Source organism: Photobacterium makurazakiensis (assembly GCF_050336715.1).
In the GTDB taxonomy this organism is placed as follows: domain Bacteria; phylum Pseudomonadota; class Gammaproteobacteria; order Enterobacterales; family Vibrionaceae; genus Photobacterium; species Photobacterium makurazakiensis.
Map to the genome: position 1 here is coordinate 1 of NZ_JAKJSJ010000013.1, position 12558 is coordinate 12558.

At 46.9% G+C, this 12558-nt stretch carries 10 protein-coding genes, 2 tRNA genes, 1 rRNA gene and 2 riboswitches; of the genes, 12 read left to right on the forward strand and 1 reads right to left on the reverse strand.

Going from position 1 to position 12558, the window contains the following annotated elements; all coding sequences use genetic code 11:
• Positions 1-62 precede the first annotated feature (62 nt).
• The 11 genes from rrf to thiH all read left to right on the forward strand — a co-directional run bounded on the left by rrf (position 63) and on the right by thiH (position 9060).
• Positions 63-178, forward strand: a 5S ribosomal RNA gene (rrf, locus tag L4D09_RS05510).
• Positions 179-244: 66 nt separating this feature from the next.
• Positions 245-321: transfer RNA gene (locus tag L4D09_RS05515), tRNA-Asp, on the forward strand.
• Between the two features lie 358 nt (positions 322-679).
• A complete protein-coding gene (locus L4D09_RS05520) occupies positions 680-805 on the forward strand; it encodes a hypothetical protein (RefSeq protein ID WP_428456495.1) in 126 nt (41 codons plus the stop codon).
• Between the two features lie 167 nt (positions 806-972).
• A tRNA-Trp gene (locus L4D09_RS05525) sits at positions 973-1049 on the forward strand.
• 147 nt (positions 1050-1196) lie between these two features.
• Positions 1197-1260, forward strand: a riboswitch (Fluoride riboswitch).
• Between the two features lie 85 nt (positions 1261-1345).
• Positions 1346-2713, forward strand: a complete 1368-nt coding sequence (locus L4D09_RS05530; RefSeq protein ID WP_428456496.1) for a voltage-gated chloride channel family protein — start codon at positions 1346-1348, stop codon at positions 2711-2713.
• Between the two features lie 111 nt (positions 2714-2824).
• Positions 2825-2922, forward strand: a riboswitch (TPP riboswitch).
• Positions 2923-3039: 117 nt separating this feature from the next.
• Positions 3040-4962 carry a phosphomethylpyrimidine synthase ThiC gene (thiC, locus tag L4D09_RS05535; protein ID WP_428456497.1) on the forward strand — a complete coding sequence of 641 codons (1923 nt, stop codon included), beginning with the start codon at positions 3040-3042 and terminating at the stop codon, positions 4960-4962.
• A complete protein-coding gene (locus tag L4D09_RS05540; RefSeq protein ID WP_428456498.1) occupies positions 4962-6167 on the forward strand; it encodes a thiamine phosphate synthase in 1206 nt (401 codons plus the stop codon). The genes thiC and L4D09_RS05540 overlap by 1 nt, the downstream gene beginning before the upstream one ends.
• Positions 6168-6178: 11 nt before the next feature.
• Positions 6179-6940 (forward strand): HesA/MoeB/ThiF family protein, encoded by a 762-nt coding sequence (locus L4D09_RS05545; RefSeq protein ID WP_428456499.1) that lies wholly within the window; start codon positions 6179-6181, stop codon positions 6938-6940.
• A gap of 7 nt (positions 6941-6947) precedes the next feature.
• Complete coding sequence (gene thiS / locus L4D09_RS05550) at positions 6948-7166, forward strand: sulfur carrier protein ThiS (protein ID WP_428456500.1); 219 nt, start codon at positions 6948-6950, stop codon at positions 7164-7166.
• Positions 7167-7937, forward strand: a complete 771-nt coding sequence (locus tag L4D09_RS05555; protein WP_428456501.1) for a thiazole synthase — start codon at positions 7167-7169, stop codon at positions 7935-7937.
• Positions 7938-7947: 10 nt separating this feature from the next.
• Positions 7948-9060, forward strand: coding sequence for a 2-iminoacetate synthase ThiH (thiH, locus tag L4D09_RS05560; protein WP_428456502.1), 1113 nt, complete (start codon positions 7948-7950; stop codon positions 9058-9060).
• An 81-nt stretch (positions 9061-9141) separates the two neighbouring features.
• On the opposite strand, the gene L4D09_RS05565 is transcribed toward thiH, so the two are convergent.
• Positions 9142-10929, reverse strand: coding sequence for an aminopeptidase P family protein (locus tag L4D09_RS05565; protein WP_428456503.1), 1788 nt, complete (start codon positions 10927-10929; stop codon positions 9142-9144).
• A 296-nt stretch (positions 10930-11225) separates the two neighbouring features.
• Here L4D09_RS05565 and L4D09_RS05570 point away from each other — a divergent pair, with 296 nt between their 5' ends.
• The gene (locus tag L4D09_RS05570; protein ID WP_428456504.1) at positions 11226-12437 is read left to right on the forward strand and encodes a multidrug effflux MFS transporter; all 1212 of its coding nucleotides are present in this window, start codon (positions 11226-11228) and stop codon (positions 12435-12437) included.
• Positions 12438-12558: the final 121 nt, after the last annotated feature.

Below are 12558 nucleotides of genomic sequence, written 5' to 3' on the forward strand. Positions count from 1 at the left end.
ACTAGTCAGATTTTCCCAGATTGCTATTTACTGCCATTAGGTGGTGAATAAAACAGAATTTGCTTGGCGACCATAGCATTATGGACCCACCTGATCCCATGCCGAACTCAGTAGTGAAACGTAATAGCGCCGATGGTAGTGTGGGGTTTCCCCATGTGAGAGTAGGACATCGCCAGGCGCCCAATTTAGATATTCATATTGAACGATGGATGTCGGATAGATACGTAAGTATTTATCACCGTGTGGAGCGGTAGTTCAGTTGGTTAGAATACCGGCCTGTCACGCCGGGGGTCGCGGGTTCGAGTCCCGTCCGCTCCGCCACTTATACTAAGCCCGAGTCGAAAGACTCGGGCTTTTTTACGTCTGTCGGATATGTTCGTCTTGCAGGCGAATGAGTCCCGCTTGTGTACCAGCCCGGCCGCTCCGCCACTTCTTCGAAAGCCTTGTCAGAAATGACGAAGCTTTTTGCGTTATGCTTTTCTTCATTCTTAGGTTGGATAACTAAACCTTATTCACTATGTTTCACAATTGCTGTTTGTCTGTTAATGTTTTTAGGCTGGCTGTTCATCTGGAAAGGTATGTTTCTTTTGTTTTTTTTGTTACGCTTTTGTGTGAAAAATAAAAAAGACTGGTTAATACCAAAGCCGGGAAATCATATTAAAGTCAGTGGGAATAAAATATGTCAGAAATTGAAATGTTAGTCATGACAGCGCTTGCATGCTTAGGAATGGTAATGCTTGTTGGCGGGCCTGCAATGGTTATCTATGCGGTATATAAGAAGAAAAAGAAGCAGGCGCTAGCTTAAATATTTAGGTGAAATGCAGCTAAGTGAATGAATTGTTTCTTATTTAACCAGTTAGTATGTGTTTTTGAAAAAAGATCTAATTAAGACTGGTAATTCTCTGCTAGCTGTATAGAATACTCATCACTTCTTAGATAACGTTAATTTAAGAAGTGCTGTAACAGAACTACAGGGGTGTAGCTCCAATTGGCAGAGCAGCGGATTCCAAATCCGCGTGTTGGGAGTTCGAATCTCTCCACCCCTGCCACATTTAAAAGCCTCGACTACGGTCGGGGCTTTGCTGTATCTGGGCTTTAGTAAATTGTTTCAGGTCAACTCATATAGACAAATGTGAAATTAGGCTTGTCGCTCTTTCTTATTAGTTATAGCATCAGGTCATTGTTATCAATTTCATTTGATAACGGGTGATGGAGTTCCACCTTTAACCGCTCATCTGAGATGATGACTCCTATCGTAGTAGGGTAGATCCGTCTATGGTAGGGTAAACATCATTTGCCATAGCTTCTATCCTTGAAATTAACTCAGTAAAAGATAGAAAACGGTATGGCTCATCCTTTAAGTACAAACCCTAAAATATTCGTCCAAATTTTGCGTTGGACACTGCTTATCATTCCTGTTGCTGTTCTTGTCGGTTCATTCAATGCTTTTTTCCTATGGATCCTTAGCTTAGCGACAAGCACTCGTATTGATAACCCTTGGTTAATCTATTTCTTACCGCTGGCTGGTATCATCATTGTTTATTGCTACCGCAACCTTGGGAAAAATTCAGAAGGTGGTAATAACCTGATTATGGATGAAATTCATAAACCAGGTGCAGGCATTCCTGCTCGTATGGGGCCGTTGGTACTGCTCACCACTGTGATAACCCATTTATTCGGAGGCTCTGCAGGGCGTGAAGGAACTGCCGTTCAGATCGGCGGGGCATCGACTCATTGGTTAGCGCGAAAATTTAAGCTGAATGAAGCTGATACTCGATTGATGCTGATTGCTGGGGTTGCCGCTGGATTTGGTGCTGTATTCGGAACACCGCTCACAGGGGCCATTTTTGCTCTCGAAGTACTCGCTATTGGCCGTTTGCGTTATGACGCAATTATTCCTGCACTCTTTGCTGCTATTTTGGCTGATGTTGTTTGTACCGCTTGGGGGGTACACCATACTCACTACCGAATTGATTTTCTCGAAACCATTACTATTTTTGAACATGCTGTGAAAGTAGATTTATTTTTGGTGGGAAAGATTGTATTGGCAGCAGTCGCTTTTGGCCTTGCTGGTTATTTGTTTGGTGAGTTAACCCATGCCTTTAAAGACATATTCAAAGCAACATTGAAGAATCCATACCTAATTGTTGTTGTTGGGGGATGCATCGTGATTGCATCAGTACAGCTTATTGGCAATTATGATTATATTGGCCTTGGTGTGTATTCAAGCCGTGAGGGTGGTGTCAGCATACTCAGCGCCTTTCAGGACGGTGGGGCTGAGTGGTATAGCTGGTTGCTGAAGTTAATACTCACTGCAGTGACGCTGGCTGCTGGCTTTAAAGGTGGAGAAGTCACACCATTGTTCTTTGTGGGGGCTACGCTAGGTAATACATTAGCGTGGGTATTGGGGGCACCAGTTGATCTGTTCGCCGCTTTAGGCTTTCTCGCGGTATTTGCCGCCGCAACCAATACACCGCTTGCATGTACTATCATGGGGGTTGAGCTGTTTGGAGCTGATCATATGCTGTATTTTGCGATTGCTTGTTATACGGCTTATTACTTCAGCGGCCATACGGGTATCTATTCATCACAGCGCGTTGCGGTACCGAAGCTATTTGATTTAGACGGGGCTCCTAAGATCACTCATAAACTTGGTGAACTCCGTGAGACGCACTCATCTTTGCTGAAAAGCTTAGTAAAAAAATATAAATAGTGCTTAGCCTTATCATCAAGGCTGTCAAAATAAATGCGATTTTTGTTAACAAAGTATCAGTTTTATGTTTCGTTCACTTGCCGGGTATTAATCGATTACATATACTGACCTTTCAACTTGTCGGAGTGCCAATTGGCTGAGACCGCATTGCGGGATCCGTAGAACCTGATCAGGCTAATACCTGCGAAGGGAACAAGAGAAAATCTTCTGATAATGCTGTATTCGCAGCTGCAGTTCCAGATGATGCTACATTCCTACATGTAGCCTCTTGTTTAAGCACCAATCCGCCAAGCAACTTCCCTACTATGGAATGATAGGAAATTGCTATGACGAATCGCAAACAAGCGAGACTGGAAGCTAAACAATTTATAGAGTCACTAACTGCCCAACCGTACCCTAACTCTCAAAAGGTTTATGTTACAGGTAGCCGAAATGATATTCGGGTGCCTATGCGTGAAATTACGCTAGCCGATAGTTTGGTCGGTGGAACAAAAGATGAGCCTGCTTTTGAGCCGAATGAACCAGTCCGAGTCTATGACACCTCTGGTTATTATACTGATCCTGAACATCAAATAGATATCTACAGTGGTTTACCTAAATTACGTGAAAGCTGGATAGCCGAACGAGGTGATACTGAGCTATTGGATGATCTTAGCTCCGCTTATTCAAAAGAGCGGCTAGCTGACGATACACTGGATGAATTACGTTTTGGTGAGCGTTCTCGTGTACGTCGTGCTGTTACTGGCTCCAATGTTACTCAGCTTCATTATGCTCGAAAAGGGGTCATTACTCCTGAAATGGAATTTATCGCGATCCGTGAAAATATGGGACGAGCGAAATACCGTGACGAAGTACTGAACCAGCAACATCCTGGCATGCCCCTTGGTGCTAATTTACCCCGAGATATTACCCCAGATTTTGTACGTCAAGAAGTCGCAGAAGGGCGTGCCATTATTCCATCGAACATCAATCACCCCGAGTCAGAACCCATGATTATCGGGCGTAACTTTCTGGTGAAAGTAAATGCCAACATTGGTAACTCATCGGTGAGCTCTTCGATTGAAGAAGAGGTTGAAAAATTAGTGTGGTCAACCCGCTGGGGTGGCGACACGGTGATGGATCTATCGACGGGACGCAATATTCACGAGACCCGTGAGTGGATCATCCGTAACAGTCCGGTACCGATTGGTACAGTACCTATGTACCAAGCGCTCGAGAAAGTGAACGGTATTGCTGAAAACCTCAATTGGGAGGTTTTCAGGGACACCTTACTCGAGCAAGCTGAGCAAGGCGTTGATTACTTCACCATTCATGCCGGTGTACTACTTCGTTATGTACCAATGACGGCTAAACGGGTAACTGGCATTGTCTCCCGTGGCGGCTCGATTATGGCGAAGTGGTGTCTGGCGCATCACCAAGAAAGCTTTTTGTACCAGCATTTTCGTGAGATCTGCGAAATATGTGCCCAATACGATATCGCCCTATCTTTAGGGGACGGTTTGCGCCCTGGCTCAGTTGCTGATGCCAACGATGAAGCGCAGTTCAGTGAGCTTCGTACACTGGGTGAGTTAACGAAGGTTGCATGGGAATACGATGTACAGGTGATGATTGAAGGTCCTGGTCATGTGCCTATGCATATGATCAAAGAAAATATGGAAGAGCAACTAAAGCACTGCCATGAAGCCCCTTTTTATACGCTTGGCCCACTCACCACTGATATCGCACCAGGTTATGATCACATTACTTCTGGTATTGGTGCTGCGATGATTGGTTGGTATGGCTGTGCCATGCTCTGCTATGTCACGCCGAAAGAGCACTTAGGCTTACCGAATAAAGATGATGTAAAAGTAGGACTGATCACCTACAAACTGTGTGCACATGCGGCAGATTTGGCGAAAGGCCACCCCGGCGCCCAAGTCCGAGATAATGCGCTTTCAAAAGCGCGCTTTGAATTCCGCTGGGAAGATCAATTTAACCTAGCTTTAGACCCTGTTACAGCAAGGGCCTATCACGACGAGACACTACCTCAAGAATCTGGAAAAGTTGCGCATTTTTGTTCTATGTGTGGCCCTAAATTCTGCTCGATGAAAATCTCACAGGAAGTTCGCGAATATGCTCATGGCCTTGAACAAGACGGTGACTTGGCTATTCAGCTACTGGACGATCCGCTAGAGGGGATGCAGCAGAAATCGGATGAATTCCGCTCGAGAGGCAGTGAACTCTACCATCCTATGCAAGAGGAAAACTAATGAGCACTTTGTGTTTACCCGATCACCTGACCCCGCTATTAATGCATATTGAGCCTCTATTGGCGGTGGCTGAACAATATCAGTTAGGCGAACCCGTTCGTGTGGGAAGTAGTGAGTCGGCAGTGGTAGACATGCATGTTGATCAGCGACCATTAGGCATTGCTTTTAATGAGCAATGCCTAACGAGTGATGGGTATACAGTGCGTGACCAATGGGTTACGCCTTACCCGAGTGTGTCTGAGCTGCAACAAGCGGTTGCTGCTCAGCCTAAGCTGATCATCTGTAGCTTGCCCACAGAGCGTGGCTGTGTGGATATTTGGCATCACAATGGTGAGGCGCGGGCAGTGTACTGCCACGATGCTGGTGCGAGTGAGCCGCAACGTGCGATGTTGCTAACTGCTTTAGCATTAGATTACCCATTAGAAGATGCGGTTACATTAGCGCGAGCATATGCCCGAAGCCATGCTAGTGCGGCTTGGCCAATGGGACGTGAGTTGTTTCCTCGTCCTTTAACGGCTAACCACCCCGAGGTGGATGCACTTGGTTGGGTAAGCACAGAGGTGCCTGTTACCTCATTTGCGAAAACAGATCCGCAGAAATTGGCCTTGTATCCGGTTGTCGATACCGCTGAGTGGGTAGAGAAAGTGCTAGAGCTGGGAGTGAAAACCACTCAGCTACGGATAAAAGATCCTTCAGAGCCGTCATTGCCTGCGCAGGTAGAAAGAATTATTGCAGCAGGTAATGCACATCAGGCGCAGGTATTTGTTAATGACTATTGGCAACTCGCCATTGAGCATCAGGCTTATGGGGTGCACTTGGGGCAGGAGGACTTGGAAACCGCTGATCTGGCTGCAATCCAGCAAGCTGGTTTGCGCCTTGGTTTATCCACCCATGGCTATTACGAAATCCTTCGAGCCATTGAATTTGCCCCAAGCTATATCGCCTTAGGTCATATTTACCCAACGACGACTAAAGACATGCCATCTAAGCCACAAGGACTGAGCCGTTTAGCGCTATACCAGAAGTTAATTGGTGACACTTTTCCGACTGTGGCTATCGGTGGTATTGATTTATCTCGGGCAGAAAATGTCTGGCAAACCGGTGTTAGTAGCGTGGCGGTAGTACGTGCCGTGACTCAGGCTGAAGATCCGCAGGTTGCGGTGGATGCTTTTAATCAAATACTGCTTCGTCCAGTATCACATTAAGGTTGCTTGATATGCTAACTGATCAGGAATTTCTGCGTTATAACCGCCAAATCATGTTGCCTGAAATTGGGGAGAAGGGGCAAGAGCAACTAAACAAGGCACAGGTTCTATTAGTTGGGGCGGGTGGTTTAGGATCTGCTGCTGTTCTTTACCTTGCTGGCGCTGGTGTTGGTAATCTCGTTATTGCTGATGATGATGAGGTGGATAGTTCTAACCTTCAGCGACAAGTGATTTATCGCGATGAACACCAAGGAAGAAGTAAGGCTGATATGGCGGCAGAGCAAGCTCGATCATTGAATCCCTACATTCGAGTTCGTCCTGTAAAAGCGCGGTTGGCTGATCAACGTTTGGCAATGGAAATTTCGTTAGCTGATGTGGTGCTTGATTGCTCGGATAACTTACCGACTCGTCATGCTGTGAACAAGGCGTGTTTTGAAGCCAATACTCCATTGATTTCTGGGGCCGCGATTCGTTGGCAAGGGCAATTAATGGCGTTTGATTTTCGAGCGGGACGTGGTCCGTGTTACCACTGTTTGTTTCCCTGGCAGGCAGATGCCCCACAAGAGCCGCAAAACTGCAGCAACTCAGGTATTGCCGGCCCTGTTGTTGGCATGATGGGAACCATGCAGGCTCTAGAGGCAATTAAATTGATCACTGGTGCAGGCGTAGTCGCTTTTTCTGCTTTACAGCAATTTGATGGCTTAACCATGGCTTGGCAAAAATTTAATCTCGTAAGAGATAGTAAGTGTCCGGTATGTGGCACAGGAGAGTAATGCAACGATGACAACAACCATAATGAACCAGTTACTGGTCAATGATAAGCCTGTCGATGTCGTAGAAGGCACAACGCTGGTTGCCTTGCTTAACCAGTTAGAAATGCCGCTACAAGCAACGGCCGTGGCACTTAATGATGACATTGTCGCTCGCACCGAGTGGGAAACGACACAATTAAACTCGGGTGATCGTATTGCCCTTTTCCAAGCCATTGCTGGAGGCTAAATGTTAACTATTGCAGATAAAACGTTCTCGTCACGATTATTTACTGGTACGGGAAAGTACGCTAACAGTTCAACGATGGCAGAATCGATTATTGCCTCGAATTCTGAACTCGTGACGATGGCATTGAAGCGGGTTGATATCGAAAACCGTGACGATGACATTTTGGCTCCATTGATTGCAGCTGGGGTCAATCTGCTACCGAATACTTCCGGAGCCAAAAATGCCAAAGAAGCTGTATTTGCGGCTAAATTGGCACGAGAAGCCCTAGGTACCAACTGGTTGAAATTGGAAATTCATCCAGATCCTAAGTACTTAATGCCAGATCCGATTGAAACGTTAGCGGCTGCAGAAATGTTAGTACGCGAAGGGTTTATCGTATTGCCATATTGCCATGCTGATCCGGTACTGTGTAAGCGTTTGGAAGAAGTTGGCTGTGCTGCGGTAATGCCATTGGGGGCGCCAATTGGTTCGAATAAAGGCTTAGCCTCTCGTGACTTCTTAGAAATTATCATCGACCAAGCGCGCGTGCCTGTGATTGTCGATGCTGGTATCGGTGCACCATCTCATGCGGCAGAAGCGATGGAGATGGGGGCAGATGCTGTATTGGTGAATACCGCAATTGCTGCAGCGGCCGATCCGATCGCAATGGGACGAGCTTTTAAACTGGCGGTAGAAAGTGGGCGTATGGCTTATGAAGCTGGCCTTGCTGGTACCGTTAACCACGCGATTGCATCGAGCCCATTAACCGCTTTCTTAGATCAAACAGCATAAGGATCTCGCGATGAGTTTCGTAGATGTGTGGAAACAGCTTGATTGGGATGATGTTCGGCTGTCGATCTACAGTAAAACACCGGCGGATGTTGAGCGGGCCCTGCGTAAACCGAAGCGTGACTTGGAGGACTTTAAGGCGCTGATCTCGCCTGCGGCCGAGTCGTATCTCGAGCAGATGGCCCAGCAATCAGCTGCGTTAACGCGTAAACGGTTTGGTCATACAATCTCGTTTTATGTTCCGCTTTACCTGTCAAACCTGTGTGCCAATGCGTGTACCTATTGTGGTTTTTCAATGGAAAACCGGATCAAGCGACGGACATTGACTGTTGATGAAATCAACCGCGAATGCGCAGCTATCAAAGCGATGAACTTCGACAATATCTTATTGGTTACCGGTGAACACGAACGTAAGGTCGGCATGGAATATTTCCGTGACGCTCTGCCCGCAATTAAATCGCAGTTTAGCTATCTATCAATGGAAGTGCAGCCTCTTGATCAAGACGAATATGCCGAGCTGAAAACACTTGGTTTAGATGCAGTGATGGTATATCAGGAAACCTACAGTGCCCCGACTTATGCCGAACATCACCTTCGCGGTAACAAGATGGATTTTGAATATCGTTTAGATACGCCTGATCGTCTTGCTCGAGCAGGAATTGATAAAATTGGTATTGGCGCACTGATTGGTTTGGAGGAATGGCGAACGGACTGCTTCTTTGCCGCCAGTCACCTTGATTATTTAGAGCGTACTTACTGGCAAACTCGTTATTCGATATCATTTCCGCGTTTGCGCCCGTGTGAAGGGGGGTTACAGCCCAAGTCAGTAATGTCTGATCGTCAATTGGTGCAGTTAATTTGTGCTTATCGATTGCTGAACCCTGAAGTTGAGCTATCACTGTCTACTCGTGAGTCATCGCAATTTAGGGATAATGTGCTACCGCTGGGGATCACCAGTATGTCAGCGGCATCGAAAACCCAACCAGGTGGCTATGCCGATGATGAACCTGAATTAGAACAGTTTTCGATTAGTGATGATCGCTCTGCTGCTGCTGTTGCCTCGGCAGTAAAGCAAAATGGCTTTGAAGTGGTGTGGAAAGATTGGCACCACGCATATTCGGGCTAACCGCAATAATTCCTATCCTTGGATGTAAAAACGCCCGCAGTTTTGCGGGCGTTTTTTTAGTCGTACTCGTTTGTGGGCGAGCTATCGTACTAGCGGTGCGGTTGCTTGTTCTAGCCAAGCCAGTACTTCACAGTCAAGAGATGGGCTGACGACATCAAACACCGTTTGATGGTAGTTGTTTAGCCAAGTTAGCTCTGTATCTGTCATCAGTGACAAATCGACTAAACGGCGATCGATAGGTGCACGCGTTAATGATTCAAAACCCATTACAGTCATATCACCAGCTGTTTCAACCTCGACCACAAGCTCAAGATTCTCAATGCGAATGCCAAAAGCATCAGCTCGGTAGTAACCCGGCTCGTTAGATAACACCATACCTGGTAGTAGGGCTGTCGGGTTGTAGACCTTGGCAATACGTTGTGGGCCTTCATGCACACTCAAGAAATGACCAACCCCATGACCCGTACCGTGGTCATAATCAAAGCCGTAAGCCCATAGGTGTTGGCGAGCCAAAGCATCAAGCTGTGAGCCAGTTGTGCCTTTCGGAAAACGCGCAGACGTCAGTGCAATATGGCCTTTCAATACAAGTGTAAAGGTTTGCTTAACTTCATCGCTAGGCTGACCAATAGCAATCGTGCGGGTGATGTCAGTTGTTCCATCTGGGTATTGGCCACCCGAATCGACCAAATAGACATTGTCCATCTCAAGCACGCTTGGCTCTGGTTGGTTGAGGTGGTTGTAGTGGCACATTGCCGCATTGCCGCCCGCGGCTGAGATAGTATCGAAGCTGACATCACTACAGCTGCTATCTTCTGCTCGGAATTGCCATAGCCGATCAGAAAGCGTGCCTTCATCTAGCAGGTAGCCCTGGGCAACCTGTGCATCAACCCATGACAAAAATTTGCTTACTGCAACCCCATCACGAATATGACAGGCTTTCATACCTGCAATTTCTGTCGGGTTTTTAGCGGCTTTTGGCAGCAGACATGGATCCGCGGCTTCAATGATATTTGCTTCTGCTGCGCCCAATACTTGGCTAGACCATGCGTTGCTGGTGGCTGGGTCAACTAACACAGTTTTACCGCCAAGTTGCTGTAAGTTAGCTTCAAGTGCTGCTGGTTCTTGTATTCGAACGCCACTGCCCACATGTGCTGTAAAGTCTTGTGGTAGACGAGTCGGGTCAATGAAGAAATCAACACTTTCATCGGCATGCAATACTGCGGTTGACAGTAATACCGGTAGGCTAGGGATATCGCTACCACGCACATTGAGCAACCAAGCAATGCTATCGAGCTGGGTCAATAAGACTGCGTCAGCTCCTTGTTTTTTTAGTTCTGAAGCAATTTTTTGACGTTTGTCTGTACTGTGCTCACCGACGAACTCCAGCCCCATTAGTTTTGCGTTTGATAGTGTCGCAGCTGGGCGATCATGCCAATGGAGTTCAATGGGGTTTTGCTCAATGCAGACTAATTCTAATGCACCGCTTAGCTGTTCAGTGGTGCGTGCTAGCCATGCACCGCTGTGTAGTCGGGTATCAATGGCGACTTTACTGCCCGTAGCAAGATTCTCTTGCGCCCACGAAATTGGCGGTTCTTCAATCAGGTGGCGGTATTCAAAGACATCACCCGGTACTTGCTTACGTACTTGTACCACATAGCGACCATCTACAAAGACCGCGGCTTTCTCTTGCGTGATCACAGCCATGCCAGCAGAGCCGGTAAAGCCTGTAGCCCAGTGAAGGCGTTCATTATGGGCTGGAATGTATTCGCCGAGGTATTCATCTTCATGAGGAATAAGCAGCGCATCGAGCTGATTTGCTACCAGCCATTGGCGGATCTGCTCAACACGTTGTGAGATAACAGCTTGCATGTATTGTTCCTTTTAAATGTCACCGTCCTTGCTGACGGAAAGAAGAGAGCGACCGGAAAGAAAAGCTATATCCGTGGATATGGGGGATTAAATGGCCGTTCGTTGGGGTTACGTTAGCGGTTTTATCGTTCGGCTGCAATTAGGTGCTTTGCAAATAGTGATAAGCATTGTGAGCTTTAAATACGGTGGTGAAACCAGTGATATTCCTAAATGGAAAGTACGGATTGAATATATACCATTTCAATTCATATCTTGAAACTCGTAGACTTGCGATCTAGATAGAATAGGAACACCTTATGACCACCACGAACACCCCTCAAGCTGGATCGCGTCTTATTGCCTTAATGGTAACGCTGGTTCTGTTTAGCCCTTTAGCGATTGATATTTATTTACCGGCATTGCCAGCAATGGCTGACACGTTCGCGGTTGATAGCACCCGAGTACAAGACACAATTACTTGGTTTATGTTTAGTCTAGGCCTTGGCCAGTTATTAGCTGGACCACTTGCTGATCGCTTTGGCCGCCGCCCAATTGCGCTGGCTGGGATCACCATTTATGCCTTGAGTGCGGCATTGGCGTATACCGCTGAGACGCTAGACTTATTGCTAGTTGCCCGCTTTTTACAAGGGTTCGGTGCATGTGCAACGTCTGTTGCAGCGTTTGCTGCGGTACGTGATAGTTTTGGCCCAGAGAAAAGTGGGCGAATGATCAGTTACTTAAACGGCGCCATTTGTTTTATTCCAGCATTAGCACCGTTACTTGGTACATGGCTGACGCATCAATTTGGCTGGCGTTCTAACTTTAGTTTTATGGCAGGCTTTGCGGTTGTAGCGGGTACATTCATTCTGCTCTTTTTCAAAGAGACGCGCCCTCAAAGTACCAACGTACAAGGTTCAACTATTAGCTTATCGCGTTACTGGTCGGTATTAAAAGAGCCAACGTTCTTGTTTCACGCCACATTATGTATGTTAGCTATGGCGGTGATCTTAGCTTATGTCACGTCGGCACCAGTATGGTTAATGATGGAGCTGGGGCAAGATATGAACCAGTTTACGTTTTGGTTTGGTGTTAACGCTGCTTTTAATATTTTTGCCTGTATGGTTGCACCCAAATATATGGACCGATTTGGCTCGCGCCACACCCTGAATACTGGATTGCTGACCTTGCTTATTGCTGGTATCGCAATGCTACTGCTTAGTCATATCGCACAGGCGTGGGCATTTATGGTGCCAATCTTCATGTCATCTTTTGGATTTGCTTTTGTCTTGGGCTCTGCGGCAGGCAAGGCGCTGGCACCGTTCGGTGATCGTGCGGGTACGGCCGCGGCGTTATTAGGGTTATTCCAAATGAGTGGTGCGGGTCTGATGGTTGGCTTGACTCAGCGTCTAGATCTAACGCCGCCTAACTTAATGGTGCTGCAAATGTGGCTGCTATTACCGGGATTATTAATTTTATGGTCTAGATATGGTCAACGCTGGCATGCTCCTGTTTCAGCAGAAGCGGCTTAAATAACAGGTTCAATATACTAATAAGACGCCACCCTTTTAAGGCGCAGGGTCTCGACAACCCTTAGGCTCTTTTTGCCTGCCACTCAGTGGCAGGCTTTTTTATTTTGATACGTCTGGGGTT